An 18,640-nucleotide genomic window follows, 5' to 3' on the forward strand; every position below is an offset into this window, starting at 1 on the left:
GCTTACTCCGCGTCGGCGGCGGGCCGCGGCTCGTGCATGCCGCCGCCGAAGCGCGCGCGCAACCGGCGGCCGAGCGAATCGAAGGCCAGATAGATCACGGGCGTGGTGAAGAGCGTGAGCAACTGCGAGACGATGAGACCGCCGACAATCGCGATACCGAGCGGATGCCGCAGCTCCGAACCCGCGCCCCAGCCGATCATGAGCGGCAGCGCGCCGAGAAGCGCGGCCATCGTCGTCATGAGAATCGGGCGAAAGCGCAGCAGACACGCCTGGAAGATCGCGTCGCGCGGCGACTTGCCTTGATCGCGCTCGGCTTCGAGCGCGAAGTCGATCATCATGATGGCGTTCTTCTTCACGATACCGATCAAGAGCACGATGCCGATGATGCCGATGATGTCCAGATCGTGCCCGGTGACCATCAGCGAAAGCAGCGCGCCGACGCCTGCGGACGGCAGCGTCGAGAGAATGGTGATCGGGTGGATGAAGCTCTCGTACAGCACGCCGAGCACGATATACATCGTGACGATGGCCGCGAGGATCAGGAACAGTTCGTTCGAAAGCGAAGCCTGGAACGCGAGCGCCGCGCCCTGAAAGCGAATCTGGAACGACGCGGGCAGGCCGATGTCGTTCTTCGCCTGCTCGATGGCCTTGACCGCCGCCCCAAGCGATTCGCCCTTGGCCAGGTTGAAGGAAACGGTCGTCGCCGGGAATTGGCCCAGATGCGTGACGAGCAACGGCGCCGCGCGCTCGTGGAACTTGGCGATGGTGTTGAGCGGCACCTGCCCCGTCGTCGAAGTGGACGACGGCAGATAGATGCCGTTCAGGATCTCGCTGTAGTGCGCGTCCGAAGGCTCCGATTCAAGGATCACGCGATACTGGTTCGACTGCGTGAAGATGGTCGAAATGATGCGCTGGCCGAAGGCGTCGTAAAGCGCGTTGTCCACCGTCGCGGGCGTGATGCCGAAGCGCGCCGCCGTCGGCCGGTCGATTTCGATATACACCGACTGGCCGTTCTGCTGCAGGTCGGTCGCCACATCCGTGAGAATGGACGTATGTTGCAGCCGCTCGACGAGCTTCGGCACCCATTCCGCGAACTCGGACGGGTTCGGGTCGGTCAGCATGAACTGATATTGCGTCGGACTGACGGTGGAATCGATCGTCAAGTCCTGCACCGGCTGCATATACAGCTTGATGCCAGGAATGTCCGCGACGTCGCTCTGAATGGAACGGATCACGTCGCTCGACGTGTTGCTGCGGTCGTCGCGCGGCTTCAGGTTGATGAGCATGCGCCCGCTGTTCAGCGTGATGTTGGTGCCGTCCACGCCGATGAACGAAGTCAGGCTTTCGACATCCGGGTTCTGCAGAATCTTCTGCGCGAGCGCCTGCTGCTGCTCGGCCACGGCCTGATACGACGCGGCCTGCGGCGCTTGCGTGATCGCCTGGATCACGCCGGTGTCCTGCGTGGGAAAGAAGCCCTTCGGAATGAAGATGTACAGCACGGCGGTCAAAACGAGCGTCAGCAGGGCGACGACGAGCGTCGCGGCTTGCCGCTCCAGCACCCATTCGAGCGCGACGGCGTAGCGGCCGATCACGTAGTCGATGAACTTGTGGGCGCGCGCCTCGAAGCGCTTGCTGTCTTTGGGCGGCGTGTGGCGCAGGAGTTTTGCGCACATCATCGGCACGAGCGTGAGCGAGACGATAGCCGAGATCACGATGGTCACGGCGAGCGTGATCGCGAACTCGTGGAACAGACGGCCAACCACATCGCCCATGAAGAGCAGCGGGATAAGCACCGCGATCAGCGAAACGGTCAGCGAAATGATGGTGAAGCCGATCTGCTTCGAGCCTTTCAACGCTGCTTCGAGCGGCGGGTCGCCTTCCTCGACATAGCGCGCGATGTTTTCGATCATGACGATGGCGTCGTCGACGACGAAGCCTGTCGCGATGGTCAGCGCCATCAGCGAAAGATTGTCGAGTGAAAAGCCGCACAGGTACATGATCGCGAGCGTGCCGACCAACGACAGCGGCACGGAAAGACTCGGGATGATGGTGGCGTAGACGTTGGCGAGAAACAGATAAATTACCAGCACGACCAGCACGACGGAGAGCGCGAGTTCGAACTGCACGTCGCGCACCGACGCGCGGATGGTCGTGGTGCGGTCCGTGACGATGCGCACGTCCAGCGCCGCCGGCAGCGATTGCTGCAAGCCTGGCAGCAGCTTCTTGATGCCGTCCACCACTTGAATGACGTTCGCGCCCGGCTGACGCTGCACGTTGAGGATGATGGCGGGCGTCGCGTCGACCCACGCGCCGAGCTTGGTATTCTCCGGACCTTCGACGACCGTGGCGACATCGGTGAGCATGACCGGCCGGCCGTTCTTGTATGCGACCACCGCGCTTTGGTACGCGCTTGCATCGGTCAACTGGTCGTTCGCATTGATGGTGTAGTTGCGCGATGGGCCGTCGAAATTGCCCTTCGGCGTATTGACGTTGAGGTTGGCGATAGTCGTGCGCAAGTCGTCGATATTCAGCCCGTACGAGGCCAGCGCGCGTGTGTTCGCCTGAATGCGCACGGCGGGGCGGTTGCCGCCGCTGATCGACACGAGACCCACGCCTGCGACTTGCGAAATCTTCTGCGCGAGGCGCGTGTCGGCGAGATCCTGGACCTTGGTGAGCGGCAGTGTCTTGGAACTGATCGCGAGCGTGATGATTGGCGCGTCGGCGGGGTTCACTTTCGCGTAGATCGGCGGGGCGGGCAGGTCGGACGGCAGCAGATTGCCCGCCGCGTTGATGGCGGCCTGAACTTCCTGCTCGGCGATATCGAGCGGCAAATCCAGACTGAACTGCAAGGTGATGACCGACGCGCCCGCCGAACTCTGCGACGACATCTGGTTCAGGCTCGCCATCTGCCCGAACTGCTTTTCGAGCGGCGCGGTGACGCTGGAGGTCATCACATCCGGCGACGCGCCGGGGTAAAACGTCTGCACCTGGATGGTCGGATAGTCGACCGCGGGCAGCGCGGACAGCGGCAGAAAACGTAGCGCGACGAGGCCGACCAGCATGATCGCCGCCATCAGAAGCGCCGTGCCGACCGGACGCAGGATAAAAAGGCGAGATGGATTCATGCGGCTCTGGTTGCTCTTGGCTTAACTGTCACTGCTGCGGTTGCTGACGACGATGCCCGCCATGACGCGCGCCCGAAGCTGCCGACGCGGCAGCCGCCGCCGATGCACCTGAAGCGCCGGATGCGCCCGAAGCACCCTTGGCCTTGTCCGCCGGAATCGTGATCTTCGCGCCTTCCTTGAGCCGGTCGGAGCCGTCGATCACCACGCGCTCGCCGGCCTGCAGACCGGTTTTGATGCTGGTGCGCTCGCCATCGACGGGACCGGTTTTCACGTTGCGCACCGTCACCGTATTGTCCGGCTTGACGACATACACGAACGATCCCGACGAGCCGTTCAGCACCGCCGAAGTCGGAACGATAAGCGCGTCCTTGATGACATCGACGAGCAGCTTCGTGTTCACGAACTGGTTCGGAAAAAGCCCGAGTCCTTTGTTGTCGAAGGTCGCGCGCAGCTTGACGGTGCCGGTGGTGGTGTCGATCTGGTTGTCGAGGGTTTCCAGATAGCCCGATTCGAGCGCAACCGTATTGGCGCGGTCATATGCCGTCACCGACATCTTCGTGCCCGCGTGCAGCGGCTTCAGGATGGCGGCAAGGTTGTCTTCCGAGGTGGTGAAGATCACGCTGATCGGCTGCAATTGCGTGATGACCACGACGCCGTTGGTGTCACCCGTCGTCACGTAATTGCCGGGATCGACCTGACGCAGGCCGACGCGTCCCGACACGGGCGCCGTGATGCGCGCGTAGGTGAGATCGAGCTTGTAGGTATCGACGTTGGCCATGTCCGACTTGACCGCGCCTTCATACTGCTTGACGAGCGAGCCCTGAGTGTCGACCTGTTGCTTGGCGATGGAGTCTTGCGAGAGTAGCGTCTGATAGCGCTGCAAGTCGAGCCTCGCGGTCTGCAACAGCGCCTGATCCCGCGCCAGCGTGCCTTCGGCGTTACGCAGCGAAATCTCATAAGGACGCGGGTCGATCTGCGCGAGCACGTCGCCCTTCTTGACCATCTGGCCTTCCTTGAAGGCCACGTCCATCAGCGTGCCATTGAGCTGCGTCTTGACCGTGACGTTGGCAAGCGGCGTGACCGTGCCGAGCGAATTGATGACCACCGGCATCTCGCCTTGCGCGACGGTCGCGACGTGCACGGGCTGCGGCTGATTCATCGCGTTCGCGCCGCCGCCACGACGGCCGCCGCCCTGACGTGCATCCTGTGGTTGACCCGAGGCACTGTTGCGGCTCCAAGGATGCCACCAGGCGACGGCTCCCGCGACAATCAGCAAAGCGATCACGAGCGGGACGAGCTTGCGCCGCCTTGGCGGGCGTTCCCCGAGCGTGGTCGTGGCAGGTCGATCAGGCGAGTTGGACGGTTTCTGCGGTTGTCCGGGAGAATTCTTTTGGTCGTCCATCGGTTCTGTGGCTGGTATTTCAAGTGATTCGTTGGAGCGCCCAAGGCGGCGCGCGAACGCCAGGCAGGACAGCGCAATCTGCAAGCCGCATCGAGGCGAGGACCTGAATGCGGGCAATGAGCACATGAAGCTTTGTCGCGACGCGTTCGAAGCGCTGCCGCGCATGACGAAACCGCAACGAAGAGACACGACGCATACAAGCCGCACCAACGCCGCGCAGTCGTGCGAAGCATGATGCTACGTCCCGCATCGAGGCCCGTCCACCTACCTTTCTTTCGGCTGATTACGAGTGTTACACGCGGCCTGACATGGCTTTCGCACGATGCGAGCGCAGGCCGGCCGAACCCGTCGATGGGTCGGCCGGCCAATACGTCAGGGGTGTCAAGTCTACTCGGTGGCGCGCAAGTCCGTAGAGGCAGCCATCGCGATGGCCGCCGATGCGGCGCCGGACGTGCCGCCGATCTCGTGCGCGATCTGGCTCACGCAGCGCAACAGCGCGGGCGCGACTGTTTCGATGAGCGTCTCTTCGGGACACTGATGTGCCGCGCCGCCGCAGTTCACGGAGTAACGCTCTTCCGACGGACCGATGAAGCCCGCCGCGACCGCGTTGAGCCCCAGATGCCATTCGCCGATCGAAACAGCGAAGCCATTGCGATGCGTGTCTTCGATACCGTGCCGAAGTCCCATCGCGATGAGCGGCCAGTCGTCGCCGGATGCGATCTGCAGACTACCGATGAGCGTCTCGCGATCCGCCTGCGACAGCACGGACAAGTACGCGCGCCCCACGGCGGTACGGGTCAGGTCCATCCTTCCGCCCACTTCAAGACGTGAGACGAGCACGGCCGAACGCGGACGGATGGCATCGATAACGACCATTTCCAACCGGTCCCGCACCGCCAGATGCACCGACAGGCTGGTTTCCTCGGCGAGCGCGATGAGGTAGGGGCGCGCCCGAGCACGAATATCGAAATTGCGTAAGAATCCGTTGCTGAATTCCAGAACCGAGGCGGTCAGCACGAAACGCTCGCTGTCGGGCAGCCGCAGCAGCAGGCCCGCGCCGACGAGCGTTGCTGTGATACGCGACACGGTAGGTTTGGGAATGCCGGTCCATTCGGTCAGCTCTCGGTTGCTGACAGGGGCATCGGCGGCAGCGATACGGCGTAGAACGTCAAGACCGCGCGCAAGCGCCGTGACTTCTTCGCCCTCTCTCTCTCTCGGTTTTTCCCGGTCTGGTAGCCGGCTTTTTAATGTGTGCATTCTTATTTTCTGAAACGTAGTTTCGGATGCGGACTGACGCTAAATAACCCGGATGCCGCTTAAACTTGCAAGCGGTGCAAGCCTCTCATCGATAAGCGGTAGACGGGATGAAACATTTCTCTTGTTAGGGGTTTGCAAAGATTACCTTGGGCAGAAGTTCTGCGCCGGAGATTTTGCTTGACTTGGGCAGCAATCCCATAAAAAATGGAACCGAATTTCGAAACTGGTGGGGCGACGTGCACAGTTGCTTTCCGCTCCCCGCTTGAATGACCGGCTCTCAGGTTCTAGCACGGCCCTCGGAATGGCTAGAACTTTTAAGGCGCTATGGAAACATAGCGCCTTTTTTTTCGCCCTATGTTTGCGGTAACAAACGCACTGAATATACGCTGAAAGCAGAAATGGCGTCGGACTGGAAGCTAGCTTGCTTCGGCGCGAAGGGTTGCGGAGACGCTGGAAGAGGGCGAGGCGCGCGCCCGAAGGCCGGGTGCGTGGACCTATAGCGGCGCGCGATGCGCCGCCGGTGAGTCGATTCAATCGAATTCGTTGAACACACGGCGCTGCCGAAGCAGCCGCTTGCCGCGCATGATCCAGTACACGCCGGCAAGTAACAAAAGCAACGCGACGCTCAAAACGAATACTGGCGAAATGCGTTCGGGCGCTGGCTGACTGGTGGCGATCAAAAGCGCCGCGAAAAATGCCGCCGCCGCTTGATAGTAGGCGCGCTTGGCCAGACTGCGGCGCATCTGGTGCGTGGTAAAGCGGGAGACAGGAGGACGGGTGAAAGGCTCGAAAAGCAGGACCCCGGCGAAGAGGGCCACGACGAAATTCATATAAAGCATGGGGGCAACGTTGGCGCGAAGAGATGTGGACTGGCGGCGAATATATGCGAGTCCCATGCCTCTCAAAACCAGAAGTGTCCTAAATGTAGAGGGAAAACTCTATTACATTCGCGGGGAGTTAGAGGGTGTTCAAAAGTTAGGCGAAGCCAAGAAGAGCCGGTAAGGGTTTTCCAAGGTTCCCTCGTGATGCAAGCTTTACAAAAAGCTTCTTTTCCAAGTGCCAATTCGAGCTGTCGCGCTTAGGCAAAATGCGCTCAAAACGTTGCCATCCAGGGTCAGCGTATGATGAGCGCCATTTCCAAGAGGAACAAATCGCGCTCAGGCGTGCGGACTTCGCATCAAGATTCATGCAGCACTCAGGCACCACATCTGGAAGGAACGACCATGCAGACTTCGCCCATGACCCGAATCGGGATCGCGCTCGCCGCGCTCGGTGTACTTGCCGCGTGCGAAAAGCACGATGCATCGGCAGGACAGGCGGCGGGCGCGCTCAACAACCTCGCGAGCCAGACCCAGCAAAAGTTCGATCAGGCGGCGAGTTACGTCGACCAGAAGGTCGATTCCGCCAAACAGACAGCTCAGCAGAACATCGACAACGCCGGCTCGATGCCCGATATCTCCGCGAGCAGCGTCGCGGCGACGGCGCGTGCGAATCTGCAGAACGCGGCGAGCGCGACTAACGCCGCCATCACCGACGCGGCCAGCGCGACGGGCGCCGGTTTGCAGAACGCGGGCCGCAAGTTGCAGGACTGGTCGAAGGACGGAAGCGCATCGGGCACGGCGGGTAACGCGGGTACGTCGGGCACTTCGGGCGCGAGCCCGACCACCGACACGAGCGGCGCCCGCACGGAAATGGACAAGTAAGCAGCCGGCGTCGACTTAACATTCCGTTACGTCCGATTCGGCCGATGCCTTCACCGCAGCCGCTAAACTGGCGGTCTTTCGGAAATCGAGACAGTTATGAAGTCACGCAAGCTCGCGCATGACGGCGCGCTGGCGATCGTCGCGATATTTTGGATGGCCGCGCTTGCGCTTTTCACGCCCGCCGCGTTCGCGGCTCCGGCGCTCACGCTGCCTTCGTTCGAGGAACTGATCAAGCCCGCCGCACCCGCATCCGCTCCCGATGCGGCTTCCGGCGTGACGGACCCGGTAGTATCGGATGCCGACATGGTGCGCTCGCTCGATACGGTCATCTCGACGCTCGACAGCGATCGACAGCGCGGCGCGCTCGTCGCGCAATTGAAGAAACTGCGCGAAGCCAAGCGCGCGGCCGAGACGGCTGGCGCGTCATCGGGCGCGGTCGCGGTCGATTCAGCCGCTGCGTCAGGCGCAAGCGCACCCGCGGCCACGGCGTCGACGGCATCGTCGGTCGTGGCGAGCATGGCGCAGAACGCGGGCTTGCTGGGCGCGATAGCATCGGCGCTCACGAACATCGAAGCCGACGTGAAGCGCGGCAAAACGCCGATCGCGTACTGGGGCGGGCGCTTCAACGCGGCCGGCAACGAACTCTTCACCATCGTCACGAGCCAGAGCCGCGAGCCGTTCGGCCGCACGCTCTTCAATTACTTCGCGATGCTCGTCGGCTGGGGCGCGTGCGCGTTCGTCCTCGTCTATGTGCAGCGGCAGGTCCACGCGCGTTACGGCATCCAGGCCGGACTGCATTCCAACCCGACCACGCGCGAATTGCTGCTCTTCGCGCTGCGGCGCGTCGCGCCTTATTTGTTCGCGTTCCTCGTCGCGCTGGCCTTCGTGCGCATGATGCCGCTTTCGCTCGGCCGCACGCTCGCGATGGTCACGGCCTACGCCATCGTGGCGGGCGCGGTGTTCTCGGCGATCTGCCTCATCATGTTTTCGCTGTTCGGCTCGGCGCACCGGCGCGTGGCGGTGAACGTGCTGATCATCCGCGCGCGGCGGCTCCTGTTCCTGATCGGCACGTTCGGTGCGCTCGGCGACGCGGCCGCCAACTACGACGTCGCGCAGCAACTCGGCACCAACCTGTCCGCCCTGATCTCGACCTTCGCGAACATGGGCGCGGCGGCGCTTACCGCGTATTTCGCGCTGGCGTTCCAGCGGCCGGTCGCGCATCTGATCCGCAGCCGCACCTACGAGCAGCGCAATACGCGCAAGGCCGCGACCGAGACCTTCGAAGTGGTCGCTTCGTTGTGGCAGTTGCCGTTGCTGCTGCTGGCGTCGGCGTCGGTGGTCGCGACGCTCGCGGGCATCGGTACATCAGAGAACGTGTTGCAGATGGCGATTGCGACCGCCGGACTGCTCGTCGTCGCGTTCTTCCTGTCGGCGATCGTGATCCGCATCACGCGGCCGAAGTCGCAGAAGCCACGCCGCCAGTCGGCTTACGTGCGGCGGCTCGTAAAGTTCGTCGGCACGATGATCGTGACCGGCGTGTGGCTCGTATTCCTCGAACTGTCGTCGCGCTTCTGGGGTTTTTCGCTCGCGCACATGGCCGAGGAGAGCGTCGCGGCACGCGGCATCACGCGCGCGTTCGCCATGATCGTGCTGACGTTTTTCATCGTCTGGCTGGTGTGGATCCTGATCGATACCGCCATCCAGGAGACGTTGCGGCCCGATTCCACGCGGCGCGGCACGCGCGGCCCGAGCATGCGCGCGCGCACCATGCTGCCGCTCGTGCGCAACGTCGTGTTCGTCGTGCTGCTGATGATCGCGGGCATCGTCACCGCGGCCAATCTCGGCCTGAACGTCACGCCCTTGCTGGCGGGCGCAGGCGTGATCGGGCTCGCGGTCGGCTTCGGCGCGCAATCGCTGGTCGCGGATCTGATCACGGGGCTTTTCATCATCATCGAGGACACCATTTCCGTCGGCGATTCGATCGAGGTGGAAGGCGGCCACGCGGGTATCGTCGAAAGTCTGACGATCCGCACCGTGCGCCTGCGCGACGGCCAGGGCGCAATCCACGCGATTCCCTTCTCGCAGATAAAGACGGTGAAGAACCTGTCGCGCGACTTCGCCTACGCCGTGTTCGAAGTGCGCATGCCGTTTTCGGCGGATGTCGACGAAATCACGCAAATGATTCGCGAAGTCGGCGTCGAGCTGATGGACGATCTACGCTACCGGCGCGAGATGCTGGGTCCGGTGGAGGTCTGGGGACTGGACCGTTTCGATCCGAACTGGATGGTCGTGAAAGGGCAGATCAAGACGCGGCCGCTGCAGCAATGGAGTGTGGCGCGCGCGTTCAATCTGCGCATCAAGCGGCGGATGGACGAGGCGGGCATCGAGATTCCCGTGCCGCGGATGCATGTGCAGATGAGCCGCACCGACCTGCATGCCGCGTTCGAGCCGCACGCCGATGGCCGCGCGCAGCGCATCTGGACGGGCGAAGAACGGCTGCTCGAAGACGAGGAATTGGTGGATGCCGATCCCTCGAAGGCCCGCGATGTCTCGCACGAACCGCGTCCCGCGCCGCCGCCGACGGACCAGTCCGTGCAAATTCCGCCGCAGATTCCCACGGCGGAGCCGGGCAAAGGTTGAGACGAACTCGTCGTCAGGCCGCGAGCAAGTCGTTCACGTGCGTGGCAATCTCGTCGCCCGCGACGCCGTAGATATGCAGCGAGATCGCGCGCGCGGTGGCATCGGCGGGATTTCCCAGGCGGTGAATCGCGCCTCGGCCCGCCTGCACGAAGGAGACGTCGCCGGCCTCGCGCGCATGATGCCGCGTTTCGATGGCTGATGCTGAAGGCGCGTCCCAGCGATAAAGCGTCTCTTCAAGCGTCCCGTCGATCACCGCATAGCCGCACCACGTTCGATGACCGTGCACCGGACTCGCCTGTCCCGGCTCCCAGACGAGCGCGGCGATGGCGTAGCGGTCAAGCGGATCGGCCGCCAGCAGATGACGGCGATAGCCGCGCGCGCCGCTCTCACGCTGATCGAGACGCAGCAGGCTCGTATCGGACGAAGCGCGCCGCAGAGCCGCACGCACGCGCGATCCGAACGACAAGGCATCGGCGGAATGGAAGGCGGCATCGATTTCATCGCAGAGCCGGTTTAGCGCCGAACCGCCGCGTGGCGACGCCGGCGCTTGATCCCGAGGCCGCGAAAGGCGGCTGAACGCTTCGAATTTCATGATGACGGCACCGGTTTTCGTTGTGTTTCGCGAACAACATTTATACCGGCTTGCGCCCAGAATTAGTTTCCATATAATTCCGCTCAAAGAACCAAAAATAGAATAATTTCCTATCGGGGGTGCGCTGTGGGAATGGACCTTATCGATCGCAAGCTGCTGGAATTGCTGCAGACCGACGTGACGATGCCTATCGCCGAGCTTGCGCAGCGCGTGAATCTTTCGCAGACACCGTGCTGGAAGCGCGTGCAGCGCTTGAAGGAAACCGGCGTGATCCGCGCACAGGTGGCGCTATGCGATCCGAAGAAGCTGGGTGTCGGCACCACGGTGTTTGTCGCGGTACGCACGAATCAGCACACGCAGATCTGGGCCGAGGACTTCACGCGCGCCGTGCGCGACATTCCGGAGGTCGTGGAGGTGTATCGGATGAGTGGCGAGACGGACTATTTGCTGCGCGTGGTGGTATCCGATATCGACGATTACGACCGCGTCTACAAGCAGCTCATTCGCGCCGTGCCGCTCTACGATGTCAGTTCGAGCTTCGCGATGGAGCAGATCAAGTATTCGACCGCATTGCCGGTGCGTCCCACGCTCGAATCCTGAGGCGTGACTCGTTTTCAGATGGCGGTTGGCGCTTGCCCGCGCCATGCCACTTCAGTCCGCACCAAGCGCCTGCCTGTGGAAGGCGCGGCATGCTCGATTCGCCAAAAAAAACCGCCCGTGGAGGGCGGCGTAACGCGTCCAGTCACTAGGTATTCCGGTCTAGCCCTTACTGCCCCGGCCGGAATCAGACGCGCATGGAATCGAAGGAAGTATGGCCGGTGACGCGGTGCCCCTCAAGCGGGACCGTGCAGCAAAGAATTTCGCGGTGCTTGGCCGTCTTCCGAAACGGCGCGCGCGGACATGCGGCAGATCGAGGAACGGTCGGCGCAACGCAACTGAAAACCAGTGCGGGTACTATCACGGGTTGATGACGAAACGCGCCAGGAGACGCAACATCCGCCATGACCGATGACCGCAACGACCGCCGCCCGGACAGCACCCGCAACGGCGCGCCCAAGAAGAAGAATCCGACATTCGGCGTCGGCGCGTTTATCGTCGTCGTGGTGTTGCTCGTGATCGGCACGCTCGCGTATAACGCGATTCGCGAGAAGCGCGACTTCGATCAACAAAACGCGACGCCTTCGCCAGCGAGCGATGCGCGGCCGGCCGTGCCGGCGATCGGAGCGTCGCAGTAGCCGAGCGCCTCAAACCGGCAAGCGAATTTGCGCCGCATCCTTGCTGATCAGCGCGGACGCTGTAAGCATCTGCTTGCATTGATGCGCAAGCAGTTTGAGATCGTGAAGCGCATCGGCGGGCAACGCCTGCGTGCGTTCGGCGTTCGTGACCATGGCGTCGAGTTCACGGCGCAGTTCCTTGATGTCGTCCGCATTCGCCGGTGTCGCTTCTTCGCGCGCGGGCTCCGGCAGCGCGCCCTGTGCATCGGACAGATTGTCGCGCACGATTCCGAAAGTCCGTTGCAACGGCTCGAACGCCTGACCTTCGGCTTCGTTGATCGTTTGCAGAAGCGGGGCCGCTGCCGTGATCTGCGACGCGAGCACGTGACTTTGCACGAGCAGATCGTTGAGTTCGGCGACGTATTTTTGCTGCGCCTTGGGCTCCAGCATCATTCGCTGGAACGCTTGCGCGAGATTGGCGAACGCAATGTGCACGTTCTTGCGCGCGAGCCGGTAGCGGAAGTCGCGGTCCAGCGCGGTGGCGGCGACGGTCGCGGCAGCCGATGCGCCCTTGCTGGTGGTCGCCGCCGTGCTCTCGCCGATGCTCACCGACGACAGCTTTTCCGCCGTTGCGCTCGCGGCACGTACCGCCGATGCCGTCACGAGATTCGGATCGAGCGCGGGAGTATCGACGGTGGATTCGTTGGCGGCTTCTTTCGCGATCACGATGGTCGATACGGCGGCGTCGTCTAGCGTCTGTGTCGCGGTGGCCGTGGCGACGGCGGCCGGTGCAATCGAATCTTGCGTGCGCGCACCCGCACCCGCACCCGCACCCGCACCCGCACCCGCACCCGCACCCGCACCCGCACCCGCACCCGCACCCGCACCCGCACCGCCACGCGCTTTACTCTCCGCTTGCCCCGCGCTCGCGCTCTTGGCCTTCCACCACCAACTCGCCTCGAGATAATTGCGCGTCGCGCCAAGCAGATCCTTCACGAGCTTGCCCATCAGCCGATATTCCCAATACGGGAACAGATGGCTCGCCGCGATTGCAATCGCGCAACCGACCACCGTATCGATAGCCCGTTCGCCGATCAGCCGCATGCTTCCCGGCGCGAGCAGATGAAACATCAAGAGCACATACGACGACGTGAACACCACGCTCGCCGCATAGTTGAAGAGCAGCAGGCTGTAGCTCATCACCATCGACGCGAACATCACGATGAGCAGAATGTGCGGCTCCTTCACGAGCAGAATCAGCGCGATGGTCAGCGCGCAGCCTATCGCCGTGCCGATGATCCGCTGCGTGTTGCGCTGCTTCGTGAGCGAATAGCCAGGCTTCAGAATGATGACCGTGGTCATCACGATCCAGTACGCGTTCGTGAGCGGCAAGAGCCGTCCCAGCCAAAAGCCGATGCCCACCGCGATCGTGACCCGAAGCGCGTGCCGGAAGCTCGGCGAGGCCATCGTGAGATTCGAGAAAATCTGCATGAACGGCACGCGCCGGCTCGATATGAAACGCGACAACGCATGGTCGATCTGCACTTCGGTTTCGATCAGGCTCGCGTCATCGCGCGTGCGGCGGCGCATCTTGTCGATCAGGCGCGTGGCGCTCCACAAACGGCGGAACACCGCCGCCGCGGCCGCGTAGGCTTCGGCGTTCTTCTCGGGCATGCCGTGCTTGCGCATGAGTTCGAGTTCGTACTCGATAGCGCGCAGCTCCGCCTTCATGCTGATCTGCCTGGGCGCGGAACTGTTCTGCAATACGGCCAAGCCGATTTCTTCGAGATCCGCGCTCGCCTTGCGCATCAGGTCGCGATAAAAGATCAGCACGTCCGAGCCCGCGAACGTCTTGCGCACGAGCGGATAGTCCGTATGCGCGCCGACGAAGAACTCGTGCAGATCCACCACGTTGATGAACAGATTGAAAAGCCGCGCGCGCCGCGCGTCGAGCTTGCGGCTTTTTACTTTCGGCAGATTGCGCAGCACGATGTCGCGCGCGGCTTCCTGTTGCTCCACCGCCGCAATCTGCTTTTCGATGAGCTTTCGGTAGCATTCGTCGAGATCGGCGTCGTTGTCGTAAAACTCGGCGCGCGCCTGCAAATATTCCGCGCAACTGAAGATGCTCTGCGCCAGCGCCTGCTGTTCGATGCGATACACGAGCAGCCGGCTCACGAGCGTGGCCCAGTACGTGTACCAGAGGCCGCCCAGCAAGATCCACGACGCGTTGACGAGCGCCTGCATCGGCGTGAAGTGCTCTTCCAGTGTGACGACCATCATGAAGAGCGTGGCGAAGCTGATCTGCGGCCAGCGGTTGCCATAGACGACGATCAGCGAGAGCACGAAGGTGAGCGGCACGACCGTGAGCCATAGCGTCAACGGATGCGCCGTCGCAATGCCCGTGGCGAGTGCCGAGAAGAAGCCGATCACCGTGCACGCGAGCATCTCGTTGTGCTTGTATTTGAGCGGACCCGGCATGTCGACGACACACGCGCCAAGCGCGCCCGTCGCGATGGTGAAGCCCAGCTCGCGATTGTGAAACACGATGAGCATGAGCACGGCGGGCAGGGACACGCCCAGAGCGATCCGCAAGCCGCCGAAGAAATACTGGCTGTAAATGAACTTCCTGATTTCGAACGAATAGCGCATCGACTTCCTGGTTTGACGCTCGTTATGACCACGGGCGAAGCACGCTCCGGACCCAGGCGGTCAGGCGGGTTGAGTCTATCGCACTTGTCATGCACTTATAACTCACTTGCGCTTCGTTCGGAACTCGTCCGAATAGCCAGCTTTTCGGCGCCTCGCGGCCTTTGTTATGCTCACGTGAAAAGCGCCGAACACATCTTCAAGGGAGCCCACCGATGAGCGACAGCATCGCCGTGCCGCCGCACGAGATCGAGCTGACGGCCGTGCGCGCGCAGGGTGCGGGCGGGCAGAACGTCAATAAGGTATCGAGCGCCATTCATCTGCGCTTCGACATCCGCGCATCGTCGTTGCCGGAGCACATCAAGGCGCGGCTGCTCGCGCTGTCGGATAGCCGCGTGACGCGCGATGGCGTGGTCGTCATCAAGGCGCAGGAATATCGGACGCAGGACATGAATCGCGCGGCGGCGCTCGCGCGGCTCGACGAGCTGATTCGCAGCGTGAGCATCGTGCGGCGCAAGCGCATCGCGACCAAGCCAACGCGCGGTTCGCAAGTGCGGCGCGTCGAAGGCAAGGTCAGGCGCGGGGCGATCAAGGCCGGGCGCGGGCCGGTGCACGGCGACTGAAGCGGGACTTCAAGCGGGATTCGAGCGAGAGTTGAAGCGGCGCGTCAGCCGTGCTGCTCCGCGGGCGATACATCGAGCGGCCCGAGCATGATCGTCTTAAGCCTGCCGCGTCCGAGCACGCGCGCGAGTTCCGCGAAGACGCAATAGTTGAAGACGAGCGTGACAAGCAAAATCTGCACGGCCCAGAATTGCGGCCAGTTCAGATGGTCCAGCAGGTCCTGGTGCGCGGCCGCAAGACTATGCGTCTCTTTCCAGAACTCGAACAAGCGCTCCAGGTAATGGAGCACCAGCGCGACGAGCGTATAAATGACGGTTTTCCATCCCGCATTCCAGATGAGCGGGCGCTCGGGATAGCGATTGATGAACGGCAGCATGTCGGCGAGTAGAACCGCCTTGCCGAGAATGAGCGAGGCGACGAGCACGGATGCCGACGCGGGAATCGACAGGCCGGCGCCTTTCACCATGAGCGCGTGCACGACCATCACCACGTGCAGCACGACGAAGAAGAACAAGGTGGGCGGCAGCATCTTCATCAATTCGTGCCTGGCCTTCGCGAAAAAGTCGTGCATGGTCTGCTCCAGGAAACGCATGGATGCGCATGCCGGCGCGTTGCACGAAATGCAACGCGCATCCGAACGATTCGATGAATCTCGCACTGCGGCAGCGGCTGCGCTGTTTGCAGTCTAGTTCAGCCTACGAGCTTGCGGCGTCCTGAAAACGGCAGGCGCTTGATCGCGCCGGTGGCGAGCGCGGTGCCCGCAAGCACGACGGCGCAGCCTTCGAGCATGACGAGCGACACCCGCTCATGCAGAAACAGCGCGCCCCACAGAATGCCGAAGAGCGGAATGACGAAAGTGACGGTCATCGCGCGCGCGGGACCGACGACCGCGACCAGATGGTAGTAGATGAAGTACGCGATACCCGTGCAACCCACGCCCAGCGCGAGCACCGCCGCCCATGCAGGCGCGGAGACCGGCGCGGCGGGCCACGTGACGAAGGCGATAGGCGCGAGCACGAGCGTCGCGCCGATCATGCTGCCCGCGGCGTTGGTCATGGCATCGACGTCCATCAGATACTTTTTCGCGAAGTTGCCCGCAACACCATATAGCGCCGATGCCGCGAGCGCCGCGGCCGCCGCCAACACGCCCGCCGCGCCCGATCCCGCCGATCCGGGCGAGCCTTCTATCTGATTCCACACGAGCAGCAGCACCCCCGCGAAACCGATCGCCGTGCCGATCGTGCGCAAGGTCGTGAGGCGGTCCTTCAGCCAGAGATAGGCGACGAGCGCGCCCCACAGCGGCGTCATCGCATTGATGACGGATGTGGCGCCAGCCGAAAGCGTCAGCTCCGCATAAGCGAAGAGGCAGAACGGCGCGGCCGAATTGAGAATGCCGACGATGAGTAGCGGTAGCGCACGCTTGCGCATGATCGCGAGACTGCTCGAAAACTGGCGGCGGCCGAGCAGCATGGCGACGAGAAACACGGCGCCGATGCCGACGCGCAAGGCCATGAGCGGCGCGACGCCGAACTCGGCGACGCCCAAGCGGATAAAGAGAAACGACGCGCCCCATAGCGCGGCGAGACAGACGAGTTGCAACAAATTGACGGGTGACATGACGATGCGGACTTCAGTGTTCCAAGGAAAAGTCCGCGCATGTTAGCACCGCGCCGCGCGCCGCTGGTCATCGCGCCGATGAGACCGCAAGGAACAATCAATGTGGCGGAATCATCCACGTCAACACGTTCTGCTGCAGCCACACGAGAATGCCGAGAATGATGGTGAGCAGAATCGAATGCTTGAAGGTGCGCGCGAAGACGAGTCCTTCCTTGCCCTTGAGTTCGGTCGTGGCGACGCCCGTCGAAATGTTTTGCGGCGAGATCATCTTGCCCATCACGCCGCCGGACGAATTGGTCGCGGCCATCAGCACAGGATTGAGATTGAGTTGATGAGCGGCGACCACCTGAAGGTTGCCGAAGAGCGCGTTGCCAGAGGTATCGCTGCCTGAGAGAAACACCGCCACCCAGCCGAGAAAGGCCGACACGAGCGGGAAGAACGGCCCGACCGAGGCCACCCCGAGTCCGAGCGTGTAGTTCATGCCCGAGTAGTTCATGAGATACGCGAGCCCGACGATGGTCGCCACCGTGAAGATGGCAATGCGCGTTTGCACCCAGGTATCGACGATAGCGTGGCCGAACTCGCTTGCCGGCAACTTCACCAGGAGCGCGGTGATGATGGCCGCCACGAGAATCGCCGTGCCGGTGGCGAGCGGCTGGAAGTCCCAGATGGCGCCGTAAGGCTGATTGTAGAGCGTGATGTAGACCGCCTTGTCGAGCCCCGGCCACGGGACCTTCACGTCGCCGATGAGGAAGATCTTGGCTACCGTCCAGACGATCACCACGACCGAGACGACGATCCACGGCATCCATCCCTGAGCGGCCGAGACGTTGCCGCGTGCGTTGGCGAGGCGATCGACGTTCACCGCGAAGCGTTCGTCGGGCGCGGGCTTCCAGACGCGCAGGAACGCTATCGTGAGGATCAGCGAGACGAGCGAGGAGAGGACATCGGTGAGCGAATAGCTGATGTAGTTCGACGTGACGTACTGCGTCAACGCGAACGCGCCGCCCGAGACGAGCAGCACGGGCCACACCCGCAGCATGTTGCGAAAGCCCGCGTAGATACCGATAACATAGAACGGCAGGAAGAACGCGAAGAACGGCAACTGGCGGCCGACCATCTTGGCGAGCGCATCGGTGGGCAAGTGCGTGACCGCGCCGAGCACGGTGATCGGTACGCCGAGCGCGCCGAACGCGACTGGCGCCGTGTTGAAGATCAGCGTGAACGTGAGCGCTTCGAGCGTCGGAAAGCCGAGCAGAATCAAGAGCGAACTCGTGATGGCGATCGGCGTGCCGAAGCCCGAGATGCCTTCGAGCAACGCGCCGAACGAAAAGCCGATGACCACGAGCACGATGCGCCGGTCGTTCGGCAGGTTGTCGATCATCCACACGCGAAACGCTTCGAAGCGTCCCGAGCGTTGCGCGACGTTGTAGAGCAGGATCGCGGAGAACACGATCCACATCACCGGCCAGAGCGCGAACACGGCGCCGGCCGCGATGGAGTCGAGCGCGAGTCCAAGCGGGAAGTGCCAGCCCACCATCGCGATGATCAACGCGACGATCAGTCCCGCAAGCGAAGCCTGCCACGCGGGACGGCGCGCCCAGCCGAGCATGACGAGTACGACGATGATAGGCAACGCGGCAACGATAAAGGAGAGCGCGAGCGAACCCGCGATAGGCTTGAGGATCTGATGGAACATCGGGTCTCCTGTGTCTCTATTCTTGGATGGATGCTGCGGTCTTCGCTGCTGGTTCGAGTGGTATCGAAGACTTTAAGCAACCGCATAACGCGCTCACTAAGAATAGGGCGAGGATGGCCCTCGT

14 protein-coding genes are annotated in these 18,640 nt (G+C 62.8%); 5 read left to right on the forward strand and 9 right to left on the reverse strand.

Annotation, left to right across the window (positions count from 1 at the left end):
* Positions 1–2: 2 nt before the first annotated feature.
* The 4 genes from NCT04_RS05540 to NCT04_RS05555 all read right to left on the reverse strand — a co-directional run bounded on the left by NCT04_RS05540 (position 3) and on the right by NCT04_RS05555 (position 6,680).
* Positions 3–3,125, reverse strand: coding sequence for an MdtB/MuxB family multidrug efflux RND transporter permease subunit (locus tag NCT04_RS05540; RefSeq protein ID WP_250464267.1), 3,123 nt, complete (start codon positions 3,123–3,125; stop codon positions 3–5).
* Positions 3,126–3,153: 28 nt separating this feature from the next.
* On the reverse strand, positions 3,154–4,527 hold the full coding sequence (locus NCT04_RS05545; protein ID WP_250464269.1) for an MdtA/MuxA family multidrug efflux RND transporter periplasmic adaptor subunit: 1,374 nt from the start codon (positions 4,525–4,527) through the stop codon (positions 3,154–3,156).
* A 387-nt stretch (positions 4,528–4,914) separates the two neighbouring features.
* Entirely contained in the window at positions 4,915–5,784 is an 870-nt protein-coding gene (locus tag NCT04_RS05550) for an IclR family transcriptional regulator (RefSeq protein ID WP_244827547.1), read from the reverse strand.
* A 530-nt stretch (positions 5,785–6,314) separates the two neighbouring features.
* The gene (locus tag NCT04_RS05555) at positions 6,315–6,680 is read right to left on the reverse strand and encodes a hypothetical protein (RefSeq protein WP_250464271.1); all 366 of its coding nucleotides are present in this window, start codon (positions 6,678–6,680) and stop codon (positions 6,315–6,317) included.
* 327 nt (positions 6,681–7,007) lie between these two features.
* Here NCT04_RS05555 and NCT04_RS05560 point away from each other — a divergent pair, with 327 nt between their 5' ends.
* Both NCT04_RS05560 and NCT04_RS05565 read left to right on the forward strand, forming a co-directional pair.
* Positions 7,008–7,487, forward strand: coding sequence for a BCAL1086 family glycoprotein (locus NCT04_RS05560; RefSeq protein WP_250464273.1), 480 nt, complete (start codon positions 7,008–7,010; stop codon positions 7,485–7,487).
* A gap of 96 nt (positions 7,488–7,583) precedes the next feature.
* Positions 7,584–10,127, forward strand: a complete 2,544-nt coding sequence (locus NCT04_RS05565; protein WP_250464274.1) for a mechanosensitive ion channel family protein — start codon at positions 7,584–7,586, stop codon at positions 10,125–10,127.
* Positions 10,128–10,140: 13 nt separating this feature from the next.
* On the opposite strand, the gene NCT04_RS05570 is transcribed toward NCT04_RS05565, so the two are convergent.
* Positions 10,141–10,719 (reverse strand): cysteine dioxygenase family protein, encoded by a 579-nt coding sequence (locus tag NCT04_RS05570; protein WP_250464276.1) that lies wholly within the window; start codon positions 10,717–10,719, stop codon positions 10,141–10,143.
* 132 nt (positions 10,720–10,851) lie between these two features.
* Here NCT04_RS05570 and NCT04_RS05575 point away from each other — a divergent pair, with 132 nt between their 5' ends.
* Positions 10,852–11,319 carry an Lrp/AsnC family transcriptional regulator gene (locus tag NCT04_RS05575; protein ID WP_244827553.1) on the forward strand — a complete coding sequence of 156 codons (468 nt, stop codon included), beginning with the start codon at positions 10,852–10,854 and terminating at the stop codon, positions 11,317–11,319.
* A 401-nt stretch (positions 11,320–11,720) separates the two neighbouring features.
* On the forward strand, positions 11,721–11,954 hold the full coding sequence (locus tag NCT04_RS05580; protein ID WP_244827554.1) for a hypothetical protein: 234 nt from the start codon (positions 11,721–11,723) through the stop codon (positions 11,952–11,954).
* Between the two features lie 9 nt (positions 11,955–11,963).
* Here NCT04_RS05580 and NCT04_RS05585 read toward each other — a convergent pair whose 3' ends face one another.
* A complete protein-coding gene (locus tag NCT04_RS05585; protein ID WP_250464278.1) occupies positions 11,964–14,582 on the reverse strand; it encodes an FUSC family protein in 2,619 nt (872 codons plus the stop codon).
* A gap of 212 nt (positions 14,583–14,794) precedes the next feature.
* Between NCT04_RS05585 and arfB the strand changes: the two genes are divergently transcribed.
* On the forward strand, positions 14,795–15,202 hold the full coding sequence (gene arfB / locus NCT04_RS05590; RefSeq protein WP_250464280.1) for an alternative ribosome rescue aminoacyl-tRNA hydrolase ArfB: 408 nt from the start codon (positions 14,795–14,797) through the stop codon (positions 15,200–15,202).
* A 44-nt stretch (positions 15,203–15,246) separates the two neighbouring features.
* Here the strand turns inward: arfB and NCT04_RS05595 are convergent, their stop codons facing one another.
* From NCT04_RS05595 to NCT04_RS05605, 3 genes are all read right to left on the reverse strand, one after another.
* Entirely contained in the window at positions 15,247–15,771 is a 525-nt protein-coding gene (locus NCT04_RS05595) for a hypothetical protein (protein ID WP_244827557.1), read from the reverse strand.
* Between the two features lie 119 nt (positions 15,772–15,890).
* Positions 15,891–16,817: a DMT family transporter gene (locus NCT04_RS05600; RefSeq protein ID WP_250464282.1), complete on the reverse strand. Its 927-nt coding sequence runs from the start codon at positions 16,815–16,817 to the stop codon at positions 15,891–15,893.
* 97 nt (positions 16,818–16,914) lie between these two features.
* Positions 16,915–18,516 carry an L-lactate permease gene (locus NCT04_RS05605; protein ID WP_250464284.1) on the reverse strand — a complete coding sequence of 534 codons (1,602 nt, stop codon included), beginning with the start codon at positions 18,514–18,516 and terminating at the stop codon, positions 16,915–16,917.
* Positions 18,517–18,640 lie beyond the last annotated feature (124 nt).

It is taken from the genome of Caballeronia sp. GAFFF2 (genome assembly GCF_023631485.1).
Lineage (GTDB): Bacteria > Pseudomonadota > Gammaproteobacteria > Burkholderiales > Burkholderiaceae > Caballeronia.

Bases quoted from the DNA above. Each gene is read 5' to 3' on its own strand.
- NCT04_RS05540 (WP_250464267.1), bottom strand. From the start codon at position 3,125: ATGAATCCATCTCGCCTTTTTATCCTGCGTCCGGTCGGCACGGCGCTT.
- NCT04_RS05545 (WP_250464269.1), bottom strand. From the start codon at position 4,527: ATGGACGACCAAAAGAATTCTCCCGGACAACCGCAGAAACCGTCCAAC.
- NCT04_RS05550 (WP_244827547.1), bottom strand. From the start codon at position 5,784: ATGCACACATTAAAAAGCCGGCTACCAGACCGGGAAAAACCGAGAGAG.
- NCT04_RS05555 (WP_250464271.1), bottom strand. From the start codon at position 6,680: ATGGGACTCGCATATATTCGCCGCCAGTCCACATCTCTTCGCGCCAAC.
- NCT04_RS05560 (WP_250464273.1), top strand. From the start codon at position 7,008: ATGCAGACTTCGCCCATGACCCGAATCGGGATCGCGCTCGCCGCGCTC.
- NCT04_RS05565 (WP_250464274.1), top strand. From the start codon at position 7,584: ATGAAGTCACGCAAGCTCGCGCATGACGGCGCGCTGGCGATCGTCGCG.
- NCT04_RS05570 (WP_250464276.1), bottom strand. From the start codon at position 10,719: ATGAAATTCGAAGCGTTCAGCCGCCTTTCGCGGCCTCGGGATCAAGCG.
- NCT04_RS05575 (WP_244827553.1), top strand. From the start codon at position 10,852: ATGGACCTTATCGATCGCAAGCTGCTGGAATTGCTGCAGACCGACGTG.
- NCT04_RS05580 (WP_244827554.1), top strand. From the start codon at position 11,721: ATGACCGATGACCGCAACGACCGCCGCCCGGACAGCACCCGCAACGGC.
- NCT04_RS05585 (WP_250464278.1), bottom strand. From the start codon at position 14,582: ATGCGCTATTCGTTCGAAATCAGGAAGTTCATTTACAGCCAGTATTTC.
- arfB (WP_250464280.1), top strand. From the start codon at position 14,795: ATGAGCGACAGCATCGCCGTGCCGCCGCACGAGATCGAGCTGACGGCC.
- NCT04_RS05595 (WP_244827557.1), bottom strand. From the start codon at position 15,771: ATGCACGACTTTTTCGCGAAGGCCAGGCACGAATTGATGAAGATGCTG.
- NCT04_RS05600 (WP_250464282.1), bottom strand. From the start codon at position 16,817: ATGTCACCCGTCAATTTGTTGCAACTCGTCTGTCTCGCCGCGCTATGG.
- NCT04_RS05605 (WP_250464284.1), bottom strand. From the start codon at position 18,516: ATGTTCCATCAGATCCTCAAGCCTATCGCGGGTTCGCTCGCGCTCTCC.